An 18,313-nucleotide genomic window follows, 5' to 3' on the forward strand; every position below is an offset into this window, starting at 1 on the left:
TCTCCCCTGAAAGGTGTCGGGCTAGTCGATGCCGGCCCGGGCGCACGCGCGCCGGACCATCTCCGCGGCCATCGCGCGGCGGAACGGCACGGAGCCGTGCAGGTCGGCGGTGGGCTCGATCCCGGCGGCGGCCGCGGCGGCCGCCTCCCGTGCGGTACCGCCCGCGGCGAGCACCTGCTCGGCCTCCGCGGCCCGGGCCGGCACGGCGCCGACGCCCCCGATCGTGACGCGGACGGCGCCGTCGACCTCCGCGACCAGCGCCATGACCAGCGCGAAGTCGCCGTGGCGCCGCGCGAACTCGGCGAATCCCCAGCGCTCGGGCTGCGGGAACCGGATGCTCGTGATCATCTCGTCCTCGCCGAGCGAGGTGACCAGGGCGCTGACGAACAGCTCCTCGGCCGTGGTGGTGCGGACGCCCTCCGGCCCGGCGACGCTGACGGTCGCCCCGGTGCCGACCGCGACGACGGGGAGCTCGGCCGACGGGTCGGCGTGGGCGATGCTGCCGCCCGCCGTGCCGCGGGAGCGGATCGCGGTGTGGCCGATCCACGTCGCGGCCTCCGCGAGCAGCGGGTGGTGCGTCTGCGCGACGAGCGCGCTGTGCCGGGCCAGCGCCCCGACCTCGACCGCACCGTCCACCGGGCGGATCGCGCCGAGGCCCGGGATGCGGTTGACGTCGACGAGCACGGACGGCCGGGCCATCCGCAGCGCCAGGACGGGGACCAGGCTCTGCCCGCCGGCGAGGATCTTGCCGTCGCCGTCGGAGCCGGCCAGGACCTTCACGACCTCCTCCACGCTGCCGGCGCGGACGTAGTCGAACGGGGCGCACTTCATCGGGTCATCTCCCCTCGAACACGGGCGGGCGCTTCTCGGTGCGGGCCAGGCGGCCCTCGGCGAAGTCGGCGCTGGACCAGCAGGCCTCGAACGCGGCGTCCAGCTCCGCCTCGTCGAGCACGGGCTCGAACACCTCGTTGAGCACCTGCTTGGAGTAGGCGACGGTCAGCGGGGCGAGGGCGGACATCCCCTGCGCCCACGCGATCGCGTCCTCCACCTCGCCGAGGCGCTCGACGAGCTCGCAGGCGCGGGCGGCGGCCGCGTCGAGCTGGTCGCACGCGAGCAGGAGCGCCCGCGCCGTGCCGTTGCCGGCCAGCAGCGCGAGCCGCCGGATCGTCCACGGGTCGACCGCCAGCCCGATCCTCGCCGTCGGCACGCCGAAGACCGCACCCGGCGCGGCGACGCGCAGGTCGGCGGCGATCGCGAGCTGGGTGCCCGCCCCGATCGCCGGCCCGTTCACCGCCGCCACGACCGGGACCGGTGCGTCGGTGACGGTGTGCAGCATCGCGTAGAGGGCGTCGCGGAAGTCGGCGGTGTACACCTCGTCGAGGTCGGCCCCCGAGCAGAAGCTCGTGCCCGCGCCCGTGAGGACGATCGCCCGGGCCCCGTCGGCGACGGCCTTCCCGACGGCGTCGCGGACGGCGTGGCACAGCGCGGTGGTCAGCGCGTTGCGCCTCCCGGGCCGGTCCAGCGTGACGACGGTGGTGCGGTCGTGCGCCGAGGTGGTGATCACTGGAGCACCGTCCAGACGGTCGCCGGCGTGATCGGGAGGGTGTCGATCCGCACGCCGAGGGCGTCGGCGACGGCACCGGCCAGCACGGCGTTCGGGCCGAGCGTGCCGCCCTCCCCCACACCGCGGACGCCGAGCGGGTTGTCCGCCGGGTGCGCGACGTGCCCGATGACCATGTCGGGCACCTCGGCGCTGGTCGGCATCAGGTAGTCGAGCAGCGTGCCCGTGGAGAGGTTGCCGTCGTCGTCGTAGACCAGGTGCTCGTAGAGCGCCCCGCCGATGCCCTGGGCGATCGAGCCCAGGATCTGCCCGTCGACGATCTGCGGGTGCATCGCGCGCCCGGCGTCCTCGACGCACACGTACCGCAGGATCGTCAGCTCGCCGGTCGTCCGGTCCACCTCGACCGCCGCGACCTGCGCGCCCGCGGCGAACGCCCCGCGGATCGGGTCGTAGAACCTCGTCGCCTCCAGCCCGGGCTCGATGCCCTCGGGCAGCCGGTTCGACTCCAGGTAGGCCACCCGCGCCACCTCGCGCACCGACATCCGCGGCTTCTGCTCCCCGACGACCGAGATCTGGCCGTCCTCGACGCGCAGGTCGGCCGGGTTCGCCTCCAGCAGGCCCGCGGCCAGCAGCAGCACCTTCTCCTTGACGGCCTCCGCCGTCCGGTGGGCGGCACCACCGCCGATCACGGCCTGGCGCGAGGAGAACGCCCCGAAGCCCCACAGCGACTCGTCGGTGTCGCCGATGCGGACCTCGACGTCGTCGTAGGAGACGCCGACGCCGTCGGCGACGATCTGCGCCATCGTCGTCTCCAGCCCCTGGCCCTGCGACGTGACGCCGGAGAACACCGTGACCCGCCCGTCGGGGTTCATCCGCACGGTGCACGCGTCGTGCCCGGTGCGGAACGGCATCCGGGGCCCGGCGCTCGCGGCCCGGCCGAGTCCGGTGAGCTCGTTGTAGCAGGCGAACCCGATGCCGATCGGCGGCTCGTCGGTGCCGCGGCGGCGCTCCTGCTCGGCGCGGAAGCCGTCGTAGCCCAGGGCGTCGAGGGCCTTCGTGAGGCACTCGTCGTAGTGGCCCGAGTCGTCGACCAGGCGCGACGGCATCCGGTACGGGATGTCCTCGGGCCGGATCAGGTTCCTGCGGCGGATGTCCACGCCCGACAGGCCGAGCTCGCGGGCGCCCTCGTCGAGCACCGCCTCCATGGCGAACACGCTGGACGGGCGGGCGACCCCGCGGTACGGCCCGGACGGCGCGGTGTTGGTCGCGACCCCGCGCACCGTGGCGCGGTAGTTCGTGAGCTTGTACGGGCCCGACAGCAGCCCGCCCGCCATCAGCGGCTCGATCCCCGCCGTCCACGGGTACACCGAGTAGGCGCCGACGTTGCAGGTCACATCGGCCTCGACGGCGAGCAGCTCCCCGTCGGCGGCGAAGCCGGCCTTCATCAGGTAGCGGTGGTCGCGGGCGTGGGTGGCGGCGAGCAGGTGCTCGGCGCGGTCCTCCACCCACTTGAGCGGCACGCCCGGCACGGCCCGCGCCATGAGGCACAGCGCGACGTCCTCGGGGTACAGCACGGCCTTGACGCCGAAGCCGCCGCCGACGTCCGGCGCGATCACGCGGACGTTCCCCTCGGGCAGGTCCATCAGCTCGGCGATCATGTTGCGGACGATGTGCGGCACCTGGGTGCCGTTCCAGAAGGTGAGCTTGCCGTCCGCGGCGTTCCACAGCGCGACGCCCGCACGGCACTCCATCGGGTTGCCCGAGTGCCGGTTGGTGACGAGCTCCCGCTCGACGACGACGGCGGCGGCCGCGAAGGCGTCCTCCACGGACCCGGCGTCGAAGGTGCGCTGGAGCAGGACGTTGTCCGGGGCCTCCGGGTGCACGGGTTCGCGCGGCTCGTCCCACGCGCAGACCGTGGGCGGGAGCGGGTCGTAGTCGACCTCGACGAGCTCGAGCCCGTCCTCGGCGTGGTAGCGGCTGCGCGCCACCACCGCGGCGACCGTCTCCCCCGCGAAGCAGACCTTCTCGTGGGCGATCACCGGCTGGTCGGTCTCGACGTAGGACGGCAGCGCCGACTGCGCGCGCAGCGCCACGTGGGCGAAGTCGGCGCCGGTGAACACCCGGTACCCGGCCGCGCGGGCCGCGCCGGCGTCGACGCCGGTGATCCGGGCGTGGCCGTAGGGGCTGCGCAGGAAGGCGACGTGGCGCATGCGCGGGAGCTCGAGGTCGGACACGAAGCGACCGTGGCCGGTGACCAGCCGCCGGTCCTCCTTGCGCCGGGGACTGCTGCCGAGGGTGCTCATCGCACGCCCTCGCTGACGCTCGGTCGACGCTTCGCGAAGCGCCGTGTCGATGATTCGCTCGCACGCTCGCTCATGGCATCGCGTACCCGCCGTTGACCGACACGACCTGGCCGGTGGTCCACGACGACAGCGGCGACGCCAGCAGCAGCACCATCGGGGTGATGTCGTCCGGGTGCCCCACCCGGCGCAGGGGGTACTGGGCCAGGATCTTCTTCATCTGCTCGGCTTCCCCGTCCCCCGCCGCCCCGGTGCCCGCGTGGCTGTCGAAGTTGTCGGTCCGCACCAGCGCCAGCGAGACCGCGTTCGCGCGGATGCCGAACCGGGCGAGCTCCTTGGCCAGCGAGCGGGTCAGCCCGACGGTCGTCGAGCGGGCGGTGGCGGTGACGAGCAGACCCGACTCCCCGACCCGCCCGGAGTCGCCCATCATGTTGACGATCGCGCCGCTCTTCCGCCCGGCCATCAGCGTCGCCACGGCGTGGGTGACCTGGAGCGTTCCGGTGACCGTGACGTCGATCTGCGCAGCCCAGTCCTGCGGCGTCGACTCGAGGAAGCGCTGCTTGACCGCGACGGCGGCGTTGTTCACCAGCACGTCGATCGGGCCGAGGTCGTTCTCCGTCCGCCCGACGATCCGGGCCACGGCCTCGGCGTCGCGCAGGTCACCGCCCACGGCGATCGCGCGGACACCCAGCTCGGAGGCCTCGGCGGCCGCCTTCTCGGCGCCCTCGCCCGAGGAGTTGTAGTGGAAGGCGACGTTCGCGCCCTCGCCGGCGAAACCGAGGCCCAGTGCCCGGCCCAGGCCCTGGCCCGCCCCGGTGACCAGGACGTTCTTGCCCGTCAGTTGCAGATCCATGTTCCTGCCTCTCAGATGGCTCGGAAGGTGCGGTTGCCGAAGGCGGTGACGACGCGGCCGAAGCGCAGGCCCGGGAAGTGGGCGCCGACGACGAGGTCGGTGGAGTCGGCGACCTCGTCGGCGAGCGCGTTGCGCACCGCGCCCGCGGCCACCGGGTCGACGTCGAAGACCGCCTCCCAGTCGCGCTCGCCCAACTCCACCACGGAGTGGACGACGTCGCCGAGCAGCAGCGCGCGCTCGTCACCGCTCGACACCACGTAGACGGTGGAGCCGGGGGTGTGGCCGGGCGCGGGGCGCGCGGTCAGGCCCGGGGCGAGGGTCACCTCGCCGTCGAAGACCTCCAGCTGCGGCTCCAGCGGCGACAGCTTGCGGACCGCGCCGGGCTCGGCGGTGGGCGAGGACACGAAGTGCGCCCAGTCGTCGGCGTGGACGCGGTAGGTCGCGTTCGGGAACACGACCCGCCCCTTCTTCGTGGCCCACCCGACGTGGTCGAAGTGCAGGTGGGTGAACACGACATCGGTGACGTCCTCGGGGCCCACCCGGTGCCCGCGCAGCGAGTCGAGCAGGCCCCCGCCCGCGTACTTCCCGTTGTCGATGGTGCCCACCCCGGCGTCGACGAGCACCGTGCGGTCACCGGTGCGGACGAGGAAGCCGCCGAGGGCGAGGGTCAGCACGCCGTCGGCGTCGAGGTGCTCGGCGTGGCAGGACCACGCGTCGGGCACACCCGGGCGGGTCAGCACCTCCGCGGCCGGTTCGCGGCCGGTGCCGTCGAGCACGGGCAGGACCTCGATCGACCCGATCCTCATCGGGCACCTCCCGGCTGCAGGACGGTGCGGACGCCGCGGCCCGCGGCGAGCTCGTCGAGCGCGGCGTCCACGTCGGTGAGTGTGCCGGTTCCGGTGACCAGCTGTCGCAGGTCGAGGTCCCCGGCCCGGACCCAGTCGAAGAAGCGCGGCATGTCGGCGGCGGCGTCGAGCGAGCCGGCCACGCAGCCGCGCAGCGTCCGGGCGAAGTGGAACAGCTCCAGCGCGCTGAACGACACCACGTCGTCCTTGCCGCCGATGCCGACCACCGTGGCCGACCCGCCGCGGCGGGTCATGGACCACATGTCGCGGATCGTGCGCGAGGACCCGACGCAGTCGAAGGCGGAGTCGGCGCCGCGTCCGTCGGTGAGCGCGCGCACGGCCTTCTTCGTGCCGTCGTCGGCCGGGAGGAAGTGCGTCGCCCCGGCGGCGAGCGCGAGCTCCGCCTTCTCGACGGTGCGGTCCACCGCGATGATCGTCGACGCCCCGACGAGCCGGGCGCCCTGGACGACCGACAGCCCCACCCCGCCGAGGCCGATGACCAGCACCGACGAGTCGTAGGGGACCTGCGCGGTGCTGACGACCGCGCCGACCCCGGTCGTCACCGCGCAGCCCAGCAGGGCGGCGTCCACGGTGTCGATGTCGTCGGGCACCGGGACGACGGCGCCGCGCGGCACCACGGTCTGCTCGGCGAAGGAGCCGACCGTGAGTCCGGGGTGGACGGGCTCGCCGTCCTGGGTGAGCGCGTACGGCTCGCCGGCGCGGGACGACCCGGTGACGCACAGGTGCGGCTCGTCGTGGGTGCAGTGGAAGCAGCGCCCGCAGGAGGTGATCCACAGCAGGACCACCCGCTGCCCGGCCCCGAGGTCGGTGACCCGCTCCCCCGTCTCGACGACCGTGCCGCACGCCTCGTGGCCCAGCACCGCGGGCAGCGGCTGGGCGAGCACGCCGCGGGCCAGCGACAGGTCGGAGTGGCACACGCCGGTCTGCTCGGTCCGGACCCGGACGTCGTCGGGCCCGACCGCCTTCAGCCGGATCGTCTCGACGGTCATCGGCTCGCCGACGGCCCGCAGGACGGCGGCGCGCACCTCGTGGGGGTAGGCGTCGACGTCCACGGAGGACGGCTGGGTCGTCGTCACCGCTGCACCGCCTTGATCTCGCAGACGTCGGCGATGCCGTGCTCGCCGATCTCGCGCCCGGTCCCGGACTGCTTGTACCCGCCGAACGGGGCGCCGGGGTTGAACGCGGCGCCGTTGACGTCGACCTGCCCGGTCTGCAGCCGGGCGGCGACGGCCAGCGCCGCCTCCCCGTCGGCTCCCCAGACCGCGCCGCCGAGGCCGTAGATGCTGTTGTTGGCGATGGCGACGGCCTCGTCGTCGGAGGTGGCGGCGAGGACGGCGAGCACCGGGCCGAACACCTCCTCCTGGGCGAGGCGGGAGTCGGGCTCGACGCGGGAGATCACCGTCGGCGAGACGTACCAGCCCCGCTCGGGCAGCGCGGCACCGCCGAACACGGTGACCGCGGACGCGCCGCCGGACGCCGGGTCGAGGTAGGACTCGACCTCCTTGCGCTGCTCGGCGGAGACCAGCGGCCCCAGGCGGGTGCCGGGCGCGTACTTCGCCGCGGCCGCGGCCGCCAGCTCCTCCACCCGCTCGAGCCGGTCGGCCGGCACGACGAGCCGCGACAGCGCGGTGCAGGTCTGGCCGCTGTTGAGGAAGCAGTTGGCCACGGTGATCTTGACGGCCGTGGCCAGCAGCTCGTCGTCGGCGTCGGCCAGCACCACGCTCGCCGACTTGCCGCCCAGCTCCAGGGTGACCCGCTTCAGGGTCTCCGCGGCCACCCCGGCGATCTGCCGCCCGACGGGCGTGGACCCGGTGAACGACACCTGGTCGACGCCCGGGTGCCGGGTGAGCAGGTCACCGACGGTCCGGCCGCTGCCCGACACCAGGTTGAACACGCCCGGCGGGAGCCCGGCGTCGTCGAACGCGCGGGCCAGCTCGAACGCGGCCAGCGGGGTGAGCCCGGCCGGCTTGAGCACCACCGTCGCCCCGGCGGCCAGCGCGGGCACCACCTTCACGACCACCTGGTGCAGCGGCAGGTTCCACGGCGTGATCGCCGCGACCACCCCGACGGGCTCGCGGCGGACGACCGAGTTGCCGATCTCGCTGGTGAAGGCGAAGCGCTCCAGGGCGTCGATCGTGGCGTCGATGACGGCGACGGGGGTGTCGACGTGCAGGGCACGGGCCACCTTCGGCGGCGCGCCGAGCTCGCGGGTGACCGTGGCGGCGAAGACGTCGGCGCGCTCCACGACGACGTCGCGGACCCGGCGCAGCACGGCGGCGCGCTCGGGCACGGGGGTGGCGGCCCAGGCGGGGAACGCCGCGCGGGCCGCCGCGACGGCGGCCTCGACGTCGTCGGTGGAGGCCTGCGTGACGACGCCGGTGACCTCCTCGGTCGCCGGATCCAGCACCTCGAGGTCGCTGCCGCCGCCGGGCACCCACCGCCCGTCGATGTAGAGCGCGGTCTCCCGCAGGACGTCGGTCATCGGGTCCCCTCCTCGGGGGTCGGCAGGACGAGGGTGAGGGCGAGCCCTGCGGAGCGGCGGCCGAGCAGCACGCCGACCAGCAGACCCAGCAGCGCGGTGGCGACGGGCAGTGCCCGCGTCAGCACGGCGCCGCTCCCGGAGGACAGGAGGTCGAGCGGCTCGACGTCGTCGATGCCGCGGGTGGCGGGCGCGGCGGCGGGCACCGGCTCCGTCGGCGCACCGGAGGCCATCTCCTCCTCCAGCCTCGCGGCGAACTGCCCCATCAGCTTCCCGCTGACGTCGGCGATCACCCCGCGGCCGAACTGGGCCACCCGGCCGGCGAGCTCCAGGTCGGTGTCGACGGTGACCCGGGTGCCACCGCCCTGCCCGGTCAACCGCAGGTCGATGGTGGCGGCGGCGTTGCCCTGCCCGCGGACGTCGCGGCCCTCGGCGCGCAGCACCGCGCGGTGGGCGGCGTCGTCGCGCTCGGCGAACCGGGCGACGCCCTCGTACTGCGCGGTCACCGGCCCGACCTTGATCTTCACGGCACCGCGGTGGTCGTCGCCGTCGACGCCGAGCAGGGCGGCCCCGGGGAGGCAGGGCGCCACCCGCTCGAGGTCGGTGATCACCTGCCACGCCCGGTCGACGGGCTGGGAGACGGTGAACGTGTGGGTCAGCTCCATGTGCGCTCCTCTGCTGGTCGGACCGGGGTCACAGCTGCTGCTGCAGCTGGAAGCGGAGGATCTTCCCCGAGCCGGTCCGCGGGATCCGGTCCACCTCGATGAGCTTCTCGGGCACCTTGAACGACGACAGCCGCTCGCGGGCGCGGGCCAGCACCGCGGCGTGGTCGAGGGCCCCGGGCCCGCGGGGCACGACGAACGCCACCGCGACCTCGCCGAGGTGGTCGTGCGGCGCACCGACGACGGCGGCGTCCCGGATCTCGTCGGAGGCGAGCAGCGCGTCCTCCACCTCGGCCGGGTAGATGTTCTCCCCGCCGCGGATGATCAGCTCCTTGGTGCGGCCGCTGATGCGGAGGTAGCCGTTCTCGTCGCGGCGGGCGAGGTCGCCGGTGCGGTACCAGCCGTCGACGAGGACGGCGGCGGTCGCCTCGGCCAGGTTGTGGTAGCCGGGCGTGACGTTCGGGCCCTGCACCCAGAGCTCGCCCTCCTCGCCCGGCAGGACGTCCCGTCCGCTCGCCGGGTCGACCAGGCGCACGCTGAGCCCGGGCAGCGGCAGCCCGCACGAGCCCATCACCCGCGACCCGGTCGGCCAGTTCATCGTGACCATCGTCGAGGTCTCGGTGATGCCGTAGCCGTCGAGCAGCGGCACGGCGAAGGCCTTCTCGAAGGCCTCGTTCACCGCCGCGGGCAGGATCGCGCCCGCCGAGATGCACAGGCGCAGCGCCGGGGCCCGCAGGCCGTCCGGCCCGACGCGGTCGAGCAGGTAGTGGAACATCGTCGGCACGCCGGGCAGGACGGTGACCTCGCCCTCCGGTCCGCCGCGGTGCAGGCGCTCCTGGACCTCCTGCACGGAGAACCGCGGCAGGATCCGCTCGCTCGCGCCGACCGCCGCCACCCCGAGCACGCACAGCACGAGGGCGTAGGAGTGGAACAGCGGCAGCGCGGAGAGCACCACGTCGCCCGGGCCGAGCCCGGCGATCGGGGCCCAGCACGCCGCCACCACCCAGAAGCAGCCGCGCTGGGTCAGGTGCACGCCCTTGGGGCGGCCCGTGGTGCCGGAGGTGTAGAGCATCCAGGCCACGTCGTCGAGCTCCAGGCAGTCGCGCGGCCCCTGGTCGGCCGGTGCGGCGAGCAGGTCCGCGTACCGGACCTCACCGTCGGCCGCACCGGCGCCGACGACGACCACGGCGAGCGGGCCGCCGCGCTCGGCGGCGAGCGCCCGCACCACGTCGAGGTGCGCGTCGTCGGTGATCACGACGCGGGCGCCGCTGTCGTCGAGGATGTGCGCGACCTCGGCCGTGGCCGCACCCGGGTTGGCGCACACCGCGATCGCCCCGGCCCGCGGGATCGCCAGGTAGGACTCGGCCACCTCCACCCGGTTGTCGAGGTGGAGCAGGACGCGGTCCCCGCGGTCGACGCCGAGGCCCTGCAGGTGGCCGGCGAGCCGGGCCGTCGAGACCGCGAGCTCGGCGTAGGTGACCGACCGCTCGTCGTCGACGAAGGCGAGGGTGTCCGGTCGCAGCCGGGCGTGCGCGTCGAGCGTCTCCGGCACCGTCCTGATCAGTTCCGTGTGCAGCACAGCGACCCCTCTCCGGTCAGTGGGTGGAGACCGTGGCCTGCTCGGAGCCCAGGCCGGTCTGGGAGCGGACCTGCAGCTCGTCGAAGGAGCGCGTGGCGCCGCGCTCGCTCGACAGCACCGACCCGAGCCAGCAGGCGAGGAAGCCCACCGGGATGGCCACGAGGGTCGGGTACTCGATCGGGTAGGGCGCCGCGGCGGCGCCGCCGGGCCAGACCGACGGCCCGAGCAGGATCAGCGCGATCGAGGTGACCAGGCCCGCGGTGATGCCCGCGATGGCCCCGGTGGTGGTGAAGCGGCGCCAGGTCAGCGCGAGCAGCAGGGCCGGGAAGTTGGCGCCGGCCGCGACCGAGAGGGCGAGGCCCACGAGGAACGCCACGTTGAAGTCCGGCCCCGCGAGCAGCGTGATGACGATCGCCACCCCGCCGATCCCGGCGGCGGCCCAGCGCGCGATGGCGGTCTCGTCGCCGGTCTCGCGGCCGCGGCGGACCACGTTGGTCCACATGTCGTGCGCGACCGCGCCGGACGCCGAGAGGACCAGACCCGCGACGACGGCCAGGATCGTGGCGAACGCGACCGCCGAGACGAACGCGGTGAACAGGTCACCGCCGACGGTGCCGGCCCCGCCGCCCAGGTGCTCGGCGAGCAGGGGCGCGGCCAGGTTCCCGCTCTTGCCGACCCCCTCGGCCGCCTCCGGGGGCAGCACGGCGCGGGCGCCGAAGCCGATGACGGCCGTCATCACGAAGAACGAGCCGATCAGCGCGGTGGCCCAGCCGGCCGAGGACCGCGCCCGCCGGGCGTCGGGCACGGTGAAGAAGCGGATGAGGATGTGCGGGAGCGCGGCCGTGCCGATCGCGAACGCGAGCGCCACCGAGACGGTGTCGAGGAACGAGCGCCCCGACCCGCCGGGCGCCAGGTAGGCGTCGCCCGCCGGGCTGTTCGCGGCCGCGGTCGTGAACAGCACCTCGAGGCTGAACCCGGTCTGCACGAGCACGCCGACGGTCAGGGCGAGGCCCGCGGACAGCAGGAGGACGGCCTTGATGATCTGCACCCAGGTCGTGGCGAGCATGCCGCCGAACACGACGTAGCCGAGCATCGCGACGCCGGTCAGGACGACCGCGGGCACGAAGTCCAGCCCGGTCAGGGCGCGGATCAGGACCCCGGCGCCGACGAGCTGCGCCACCAGGTAGATCACGGCGACCAGCACCGTCGACGCGGCGGTCGCGGCCCGCACCGGCCGCTCGCGCAGCCGGAAGGACAGGACGTCGGCGACGGTGTACCGGCCGGCGTTGCGCATCCGCTCGGCGAACAGCAGCAGGATCAGCACGAACGCCACCAGCGTGACCGACGGCATGATCCACCCGTCGAATCCGGACAGGTACATCAGCCCGGTGAAGCCCAGGAACGTGGCGGCCGACATCAGGTCACCCGCGATGGCCAGGCCGTTCTGCGGGCCCGAGATCCCGCGGCCGGCCGCGAAGAAGTCGGTGGCGGAGCTGGTGCGCCGGGACGCCCAGACGGTGACGAGCACCGTGACGCCCACGATCAGGGCGAAGGCCAGGAGCCGCGTCGTGTTCACGCCCGCACCGCCGCGAGCGCGACGACCCGGTCCTCGAGACCGGAGAAGTCGGTGCTCGACAGGCGCAGGTAGCGCCAGGTGAGGAACCAGGCGAGGACGAACTGGCTCAGGCCGAGCAGGAAGCCCACCGTCATCCCCGCCGCGACCACCGTGCCGGCGAGCTGCGGGGCGGCCCCGACGACGAGGAGGAACACGGCGAACCAGGTCAGGATCGCCACCGCCGCGGTCCGGACGAACCGTCCCCGGCGGGCCACCAGTTCCCCGAACTCGGCCGAGCCGTGGATCGCCGTCCAGTCGACGGTCGGCTCGGTGGGCGTCGGGTCGTCCTGGTGTCTCGTCATCGAGGGCTCCTCCGGCGGTCGGCGCTACTAGTTAACGCTCGTTAGTACGCGGACACTAGCTAACGCTCATTCGTAGGGCAAGGGTAGAGTCGGCCCCATGTCCCCGGCGCGCGTCGACACCGGCGCCCCCGACGTCCGGACGACGGTCACCTCCGACGCCGTGCTGGACGCCGCGCTCACCGTCTTCACCGCCCGCGGCTACCACGGCACCGCCCTCAGCCAGATCGCCGCCGACCTGGGGATCCGCACGCCGAGCCTCTACAACCACATGCGCTCGAAGCAGGAGCTGCTCGAGCGGATCGTCGAGCGGACGCTGGACGAGGTGCTCGCCGACTTCGAGCAGGCGGTGCACGGCGTCACCGATCCCGTGGAGCGCCTGCGCCGGGCGGTCCGCGTCTACGCCCTGCGCCACGCCACCCACCGCCGCGAGGCGCTGGTCGTCAACCGCGACACCGCGAGCCTGCCGGAGCCGGCACTGGGCCGGATGCGCGAGCGCCGCCGCGACCACGAGCGGGCGGTGCGGGCCGTCATCGCCGACGGCGTCGCGGCCGGCGTGTTCCGCGTCGACTCCCCCGCCCTCGCGTCCTTCGCGATCCTCGAGATGTGCGTGAGCATCGCGCGCTGGTTCCGCGAGGACGGCGCCCGCAGCGCCGAGCAGGTCGCCGACGAGTACACCGCCTTCGCGCTGCGGATCGCCGGCCACGTGGAGGGGGCCCCGGATGACCAGGACCGGTGAGCGGACGACGGTCACGAGCGACGCCGTCCTCGACTCCGCCCTCACGCTGTTCGCCGCGCTCGGCTACCACGGCACGGCGCTGAGCCAGATCGCCGGGGCGCTGGAGGTCCGCACCCCCAGCCTCTACAACCACATGCGCAGCAAGCACGACCTGCTGCTCACGATCGTGCGGCGCACCGTCACCGGCGTGCTCGACGACTTCACGGCGGCGACCGACGGCCTCACCGACCCCCGGGACCGGCTGCTCGCGGCCACCCGCGCCTACGCGCTGCGGCACGCGACGCACCGCCGCGAGGCGATCGTGGTCAACCGCGACACCTCCAGCCTCGACGAGCCGCACCGCTCGGAGATGCAGGCCCTGCGCCGCACGCACGACCACGCCCTGCGCGCGATCATCGAGGAGGGCGTCGCCGCGGGGCGGTTCTCGATCGACTCCCCCGCGCTCGGGTCGTTCGCCATCCGGGAGATGTGCGTCAGCGTCGCCCGCTGGTTCCGCGACGACGGGCCGATGACCGCGGAGCAGGTGGCCGAGGAGTACACCGGCTTCGCCCTGCGCATCGTCGGGGCGGAGTGACCCCGTCCGCGATCCTGCGGCCCCCGGGCGGGCGGTGTCGGACGTGTTCCTCCCGCAGGAGCGGCGCCGTAGAGTCCGCTCCATGGGTGCTCCGAGCGTGACCGTTCGCGGTCCGCGACCCCCGTCGGACCCGGGCGCCGCCGCAGGCGGTCGTCGACGGTGACCGACCCGGCAGTGCGGGCCGACCACGCCGCCGGGCCCTCGGTGTGGGCGCCGCTGCGGATCCGCGCGTTCCGGATGCTCTGGTTCGCCCAGCTGGGCAGCATGCTCGGCGTCTGGATGCAGACCGTGGGCGCGCAGTGGATCCTGGTCGGGGCCCCGGACTCGGCCGCGCTGGTCGCACTCGTCCAGGTGGCCACGACGCTGCCGATGCTGCTGCTCGCCCTGCCCGCGGGCGCGCTGGCCGACATCGTCGACCGGCGCCGGCTCCTGATCGCGGTCCAGCTGTTCCAGCTGGCGGTCGGCGCCGGCCTCACCGTGCTGACCGCGCTCGACCTCATGCCGCCCGCGTTGCTGCTGACCTTCACCTTCCTGCTCGGCTCCTGCGTGGCCGCGACCCTGCCCGCCTACCAGGTGATGGTGCAGGAGCTGGTGCCGCGCGAGCAGGTGCGCGCGGTGGCCTCGCTGGGCGGGGTCGCGGTGAACGGGGCCCGCGTGATCGGCCCCGCGCTGGCCGGCGTGCTGCTCGCCCAGGTCAGCGCGGCCGTCGTCTTCGCGGTCACCGCCGTGGCCGCGCTGGCCTTCGTGCTGGCGCTGACCGCGACCCGCAGGCCACCGGCCGACGGCGCGCTGCCGCCCGAGCGCTTCGCCAGCGCGATGCGCGCCGGCGGGCGCTACGTGCGCAACTCGCCCGTGGTGCGGCGGATGCTGCTGCGGGTCGTGCTGTTCGTGCTCCCCGGTGCGGCGATCTGGGCGCTGCTCCCCGTGGTGGCCGACGAGCTGCTCCGCACCTCCTCCACCGGCTACGGCCTGCTGCTGGGCGCTCTCGGCGCCGGCGCCGTCCTCGGTGCCGCGGTGCTGCCGCGGGTGGGCGGGCGGCTCTCGCCCAACCAGCTGCTCGTCGTGTCCGGGCTGCTCTTCGCCGGGTCGCTGCTGGCCTGCGTCTCGGTGACCGACCTGCTCGTGCTGGCCGCGCTGCTGGTACCCGCCGGGATGGCCTGGCTCTCCGTCCTGATGGGCATCACCGGGTCGCTGCAGGTGTTCCTGCCCGGCTGGGTGCGCGCCCGCGGGCTGTCGATGTTCAACGTCGCCTTCGCCGGGTCGCAGGCCGCCGGTTCCCTGCTGTGGGGGGTGGTCGCGCAGTGGTTCGGGCTGGTCCCGGCGTTCGTCGCGGCGGCCGTGCTGATGGCCGCAGGTGCCGCGACGGTGCGGATCTGGCCGCTCCCCGACGTCGCGGACTGGGACCGGAGCTCGATGGTCTACTGGCCCGAACCCGAGCTCACCTACCGACCGGACCCGCAGGAGGGCCCGGTCCTGGTCACCGTGCGCTACGTCGTGCCCCCCGAGCACGAAGCGGAGTTCCTCGACGCCATGGAGCTGGTGCGGCTGGGTCGCCTGCGCACCGGCGCGTCGAGCTGCACGCTGTACCGCGACGGAGCCGACCCGTCGACGTTCGTCCTGGTCGCGCAGTTCCCGACCTGGGAGGAGCACCTGCGCCAGCACACCGGTCGGCTCACCGGAACCGACCGGGAGCGCGAGGAGCGGGCCAACGCGCTGTCCGTCGAGGAGCCCGAGGGCGCGCACCTGTTCCACGCCCACCTGGACGGGGAGCAGCGGTAGGCGGTCGCCGATCCGGACCTCAGCCGAGCTCCAGCCCCTCGACCGGGAGCCGTTCCAGCCCGCGGACGACATTGTTCAGGTGGCGGACCGGCTCGCCGAGGTGGAAGCGGCGCACCCGCCCGGCCAGCGCCGCGATCACGGACTGGGCCTCGATGCGCGCGAGCGCCTGCCCGGCGCAGGTGTGCGTCCCGTAGCCGAAGCTGAGGTGGTCGACGGGGTTCCTGGTCACGTCGAAGCGGTCGGGGTCGGCGTAGTGCCGCTCGTCGCGGTTGCCCGAGCCGTACAGCAGCAGGACCTGGGAGCCGGCGGCGATCGTGGTGCCGTCGATCTCGACCTCGGTCGTGACCCGGCGCCCGAACCCCTGGACGGGGGCGTCGTGGCGGAGGACCTCGTTGAGCGTGCTCGGCACGAGGCCGGGATCGGCACGGACGAGGTCCCACTGCTCCGGGTGCGTGGCGAGGAGGTGGACGGCGTTCGCGATGGCGTTGATCGTGGTGTCGAGCCCGGCCGCGGTGTAGGCGGACAGGAGCGGGATGCACGACTCGGGCGCGATCCGCCCCTGGTCGGCGGCCGTGAAGACGGCCCGGCCCATGCTCCCCTCCGCCAGGTCCTCCGCCCGCAGCGTGCCGAGCCAGCCGAACATCTCGCCGATCGCGCCCAGCCCGGCGGCGGTCCTGCCGTTCATGGGCCCGAAGACGGTGAAGGTCGCGTCCGCCCAGCCGAGCATCTTCGGGCGCACCTCGTCGGGGATGCCGATGAGGTCGAACACCACGGAGAACGGGAAGGCCACGGCGAGGTCGGTGACCGCGTCGAAGGCACCCTGCTCGATCATGGCCTCGACGAGCCGGTCGGCCCGGTCGGCGATCCCGGCCTGCAGCGGCCGGACGGCGCGCGGGCCGAGCTGCTCGGACAGCACCGCGCGCAGCGCGTCGTGCAGCGGCGGGTCGCTGGCCAGCACGGAGCCGACGAGCATCTGGTTGACCGGCTCGTTGAGGGCGATCCCGCTGGAGGAGAAGGTCGCCGGGTCGCCGAGCGCCCGCCGGACGTCGGCGTACCGCGGGACCGCCCAGACGTCGAGCGCGCTCAGGTGGACGGCCCCTCCGCGCTCGCGCAGGTCGCGGTAGACGGGGTACGGGTCGACGAGGACCTCGTCGCTGAACAGGTCCACGTCCGAGTGGGGGGTGCGGGTGAGCGTCATCGGTCTGCCTCCGGGTCAGGTGCCGGCCGGCTCGGGCTGCGCGGGGGCGCGGAGCCGGCCGATCGGGGTGCGTCGGTGGACGGCGCAGCAGGGCGCTGCCGGCCCACGGTTCGTCGTCCGGTGGTGGGCGGGACGGCGCTCGAGCCCGGTCACGCGCTCACCCTGAGCGCGGCCACGGGGCACACGCGGACCGCGGCCTCCGCCGCGTCGGACGACTCCGGCGGCACGTCGGCGCGGTCCAGGACCAGCTCGCCGTCGTCGTCGAGGTGCATCAGGTGCGACGCCTCCTCGACGCAGAGCCCGTAGCCCTCGCACCGGTCCCGGTCAACGGACACCCTCACGGCAGCTCCCTCGCTCGTCGTCCGATTAAAGACCCGAACCTTTCGGGTTGATCCCGGTATGGTCAGCGAGCAGGCCCGCACTGTCAACCGTGCGGGCCGAAATACCCGGATGCTTTCCCCGGGCCGTCGCGCGCGTCCGGCGGTGCGAGGGAGACCCGTCGAGGCGGCGCGGCGATCGTCAGGAGCGCTACGTCAGGGTCGTGGGCGGGGCCGTGGTGGCGCGGTCTCGGTGATCACCGGGCCCCCGCCGTCGCATGATCGTCAGCTGGGCAGCTTCTGCGTCGCTCAGCGGCGGAAAGCCTGCCCAGACCGTGATCATGAGGCGGCGCCGGCGGGGTCGTGGGATGGGCGAGCCGAGTCGGTGGTGCGCACCGGTTCGCGTCCGCCGGTGCGAGGGAGACCGTCGAGGCGGCGCGGCGATCGTCAGGAGTGTGACGTCAGGGTCGTGGGTGGGGCCGTGGTGGTGCGGTTCCGGTGATCACCGGGCCCCCGCCGTCGCGTGATCGTCAGCTGGGCAGGCTCTGCGTCGCTCAGCAGCGGAAAGCCTGCCGAGACCGTGATCATGAGGCGGCGCCGGCGGGGTCGTGGGATGAGCGACGGGCCGAGCCGGCGGCCGCGCACCGGTGCGCGTCCCGCGCGCGTCCGGCGGTGTACGGGAGACCGTCGGGTGCGCCGGTGGCGATCGTCAGCTGTCCCCGCCCTTCGGCGAGGTCAGCGCGCGGTGCGCCTCGACCGCACGCGACGTCCGCGGCACGTCGCCCGCCGTGATGGCCGCGACGAGCTCGGCGTGGACGTCGACCCGTGTGCCCAGGTACGCCGCGTCGTCGGCGGTGTCGGCGTCCGGCCGGCTGGGCAGGCCCTCGACCTGGGCCATCGTGCCCAGGTAGACGCTCCGGGCGATCTCGTTCGGGGTGATCTCGGCGATGCGCCGGTGCAGCTCCCAGTTCGCCTGCAGGAAGTCGGCCCGGGACGTGGCCCGCTCCCGCATCGACGCCATGATCGCGTCGAGGTCACGGACGTCGCGATCGGTGCGGTGCAGTGCCGCGTCGACGTCGATCAGCTCCTCGAGGGCGTCCCGGACCGCGAGCGCGTCCCTGACCCGCGCGGGGTCCTGGGACACCGACAGCAGGGTGTGGCGCATCCGCACCACCGCGGCGGGCTGAGCGACGAACAGGCCACCGCTGCGGCCGAGCCGGACGTCGACGGCTCCGCGCTCGGACAGCAGCCGCGCCGCCTCGCTGATGGTCGCGCGGCCGAGCCCGGTCTGCTCGCGCAGCTCGTCCATCGTCGCGATGCGACTCCCCTCGGTGAGCTCGCGCTCGACGATCCACCGCTCGATCTCGGTGGCCAGCGACTGGGCCCGCGTCTGCGGCACGGAAAACACCCGACCACTTTACGACGGGGGGCTTGACATCGGGGCCGCGCCGTCGAAAGATCTCAAAAGACCCGAAGGATTCGTGGGTTTCAC

The 18,313-nt window shown here is 74.2% G+C and carries 17 protein-coding genes; 3 read left to right on the plus strand and 14 right to left on the minus strand.

Annotated features, from left to right (window positions below; all coding sequences use genetic code 11):
- Positions 1 to 21: 21 nt before the first annotated feature.
- The 11 genes from HOP40_RS32685 to HOP40_RS32735 form a co-directional block, all read right to left on the minus strand.
- Positions 22 to 831: an FAD binding domain-containing protein gene (locus HOP40_RS32685; RefSeq protein WP_172166866.1), complete on the minus strand. Its 810-nt coding sequence runs from the start codon at positions 829 to 831 to the stop codon at positions 22 to 24.
- Positions 832 to 835: 4 nt separating this feature from the next.
- Complete coding sequence (locus tag HOP40_RS32690) at positions 836 to 1,564, minus strand: enoyl-CoA hydratase (protein WP_172166868.1); 729 nt, start codon at positions 1,562 to 1,564, stop codon at positions 836 to 838.
- A complete protein-coding gene (locus HOP40_RS32695; RefSeq protein ID WP_172166870.1) occupies positions 1,561 to 3,864 on the minus strand; it encodes a xanthine dehydrogenase family protein molybdopterin-binding subunit in 2,304 nt (767 codons plus the stop codon). Before HOP40_RS32695 ends, HOP40_RS32690 begins: the two co-directional genes overlap by 4 nt.
- A gap of 70 nt (positions 3,865 to 3,934) precedes the next feature.
- Positions 3,935 to 4,714 (minus strand): SDR family NAD(P)-dependent oxidoreductase, encoded by a 780-nt coding sequence (locus tag HOP40_RS32700; protein WP_172166872.1) that lies wholly within the window; start codon positions 4,712 to 4,714, stop codon positions 3,935 to 3,937.
- A gap of 11 nt (positions 4,715 to 4,725) precedes the next feature.
- Positions 4,726 to 5,520 (minus strand): MBL fold metallo-hydrolase, encoded by a 795-nt coding sequence (locus HOP40_RS32705; RefSeq protein ID WP_172166875.1) that lies wholly within the window; start codon positions 5,518 to 5,520, stop codon positions 4,726 to 4,728.
- Positions 5,517 to 6,656: a zinc-binding dehydrogenase gene (locus tag HOP40_RS32710; protein ID WP_240157399.1), complete on the minus strand. Its 1,140-nt coding sequence runs from the start codon at positions 6,654 to 6,656 to the stop codon at positions 5,517 to 5,519. The genes HOP40_RS32705 and HOP40_RS32710 overlap by 4 nt, the downstream gene beginning before the upstream one ends.
- Positions 6,653 to 8,062, minus strand: a complete 1,410-nt coding sequence (locus HOP40_RS32715; protein WP_172166878.1) for an aldehyde dehydrogenase family protein — start codon at positions 8,060 to 8,062, stop codon at positions 6,653 to 6,655. The genes HOP40_RS32710 and HOP40_RS32715 overlap by 4 nt, the downstream gene beginning before the upstream one ends.
- Positions 8,059 to 8,724 carry an SRPBCC family protein gene (locus HOP40_RS32720; protein ID WP_172166880.1) on the minus strand — a complete coding sequence of 222 codons (666 nt, stop codon included), beginning with the start codon at positions 8,722 to 8,724 and terminating at the stop codon, positions 8,059 to 8,061. The genes HOP40_RS32715 and HOP40_RS32720 overlap by 4 nt, the downstream gene beginning before the upstream one ends.
- A 28-nt stretch (positions 8,725 to 8,752) precedes the next feature.
- Positions 8,753 to 10,300 (minus strand): class I adenylate-forming enzyme family protein, encoded by a 1,548-nt coding sequence (locus HOP40_RS32725; protein ID WP_172166882.1) that lies wholly within the window; start codon positions 10,298 to 10,300, stop codon positions 8,753 to 8,755.
- A gap of 16 nt (positions 10,301 to 10,316) precedes the next feature.
- Positions 10,317 to 11,876 carry a solute symporter family protein gene (locus HOP40_RS32730; protein ID WP_172166884.1) on the minus strand — a complete coding sequence of 520 codons (1,560 nt, stop codon included), beginning with the start codon at positions 11,874 to 11,876 and terminating at the stop codon, positions 10,317 to 10,319.
- The gene (locus tag HOP40_RS32735; protein WP_172166886.1) at positions 11,873 to 12,217 is read right to left on the minus strand and encodes a DUF485 domain-containing protein; all 345 of its coding nucleotides are present in this window, start codon (positions 12,215 to 12,217) and stop codon (positions 11,873 to 11,875) included. Before HOP40_RS32735 ends, HOP40_RS32730 begins: the two co-directional genes overlap by 4 nt.
- Before the next feature lie 97 nt (positions 12,218 to 12,314).
- On the opposite strand from HOP40_RS32735, the gene HOP40_RS32740 reads away from it, so the two are divergent.
- The 3 genes from HOP40_RS32740 (at position 12,315) to HOP40_RS32750 (ending at position 15,306) form a co-directional block, all read left to right on the plus strand.
- Entirely contained in the window at positions 12,315 to 12,953 is a 639-nt protein-coding gene (locus HOP40_RS32740) for a TetR/AcrR family transcriptional regulator (RefSeq protein ID WP_172166888.1), read from the plus strand.
- Positions 12,937 to 13,527: a TetR/AcrR family transcriptional regulator gene (locus tag HOP40_RS32745; RefSeq protein WP_172166891.1), complete on the plus strand. Its 591-nt coding sequence runs from the start codon at positions 12,937 to 12,939 to the stop codon at positions 13,525 to 13,527. Before HOP40_RS32740 ends, HOP40_RS32745 begins: the two co-directional genes overlap by 17 nt.
- Before the next feature lie 159 nt (positions 13,528 to 13,686).
- A complete protein-coding gene (locus tag HOP40_RS32750) occupies positions 13,687 to 15,306 on the plus strand; it encodes an MFS transporter (protein ID WP_205347004.1) in 1,620 nt (539 codons plus the stop codon).
- A 19-nt stretch (positions 15,307 to 15,325) separates the two neighbouring features.
- On the opposite strand, the gene HOP40_RS32755 is transcribed toward HOP40_RS32750, so the two are convergent.
- From HOP40_RS32755 to HOP40_RS32765, 3 genes are all read right to left on the minus strand, one after another.
- Positions 15,326 to 16,504, minus strand: coding sequence for a cytochrome P450 (locus tag HOP40_RS32755; RefSeq protein ID WP_172166893.1), 1,179 nt, complete (start codon positions 16,502 to 16,504; stop codon positions 15,326 to 15,328).
- A gap of 149 nt (positions 16,505 to 16,653) precedes the next feature.
- Positions 16,654 to 16,845, minus strand: coding sequence for a ferredoxin (locus HOP40_RS32760; protein ID WP_172166895.1), 192 nt, complete (start codon positions 16,843 to 16,845; stop codon positions 16,654 to 16,656).
- A gap of 685 nt (positions 16,846 to 17,530) precedes the next feature.
- Complete coding sequence (locus tag HOP40_RS32765; RefSeq protein WP_205347005.1) at positions 17,531 to 18,229, minus strand: FadR/GntR family transcriptional regulator; 699 nt, start codon at positions 18,227 to 18,229, stop codon at positions 17,531 to 17,533.
- Positions 18,230 to 18,313 lie beyond the last annotated feature (84 nt).

The organism is Pseudonocardia broussonetiae (genome assembly GCF_013155125.1).
GTDB lineage: Bacteria > Actinomycetota > Actinomycetes > Mycobacteriales > Pseudonocardiaceae > Pseudonocardia > Pseudonocardia broussonetiae.

Excerpts from the sequence above, each read along its gene's own strand:
- HOP40_RS32740 (WP_172166888.1), top strand. The coding sequence starts at position 12,315 with ATGTCCCCGGCGCGCGTCGACACCGGCGCCCCCGACGTCCGGACGACG.
- HOP40_RS32745 (WP_172166891.1), top strand. The coding sequence starts at position 12,937 with ATGACCAGGACCGGTGAGCGGACGACGGTCACGAGCGACGCCGTCCTC.
- HOP40_RS32715 (WP_172166878.1), bottom strand. The coding sequence starts at position 8,062 with ATGACCGACGTCCTGCGGGAGACCGCGCTCTACATCGACGGGCGGTGG.
- HOP40_RS32735 (WP_172166886.1), bottom strand. The coding sequence starts at position 12,217 with ATGACGAGACACCAGGACGACCCGACGCCCACCGAGCCGACCGTCGAC.
- HOP40_RS32700 (WP_172166872.1), bottom strand. The coding sequence starts at position 4,714 with ATGGATCTGCAACTGACGGGCAAGAACGTCCTGGTCACCGGGGCGGGC.
- HOP40_RS32705 (WP_172166875.1), bottom strand. The coding sequence starts at position 5,520 with ATGAGGATCGGGTCGATCGAGGTCCTGCCCGTGCTCGACGGCACCGGC.
- HOP40_RS32755 (WP_172166893.1), bottom strand. The coding sequence starts at position 16,504 with ATGACGCTCACCCGCACCCCCCACTCGGACGTGGACCTGTTCAGCGAC.
- HOP40_RS32685 (WP_172166866.1), bottom strand. The coding sequence starts at position 831 with ATGAAGTGCGCCCCGTTCGACTACGTCCGCGCCGGCAGCGTGGAGGAG.
- HOP40_RS32695 (WP_172166870.1), bottom strand. The coding sequence starts at position 3,864 with ATGAGCACCCTCGGCAGCAGTCCCCGGCGCAAGGAGGACCGGCGGCTG.
- HOP40_RS32720 (WP_172166880.1), bottom strand. The coding sequence starts at position 8,724 with ATGGAGCTGACCCACACGTTCACCGTCTCCCAGCCCGTCGACCGGGCG.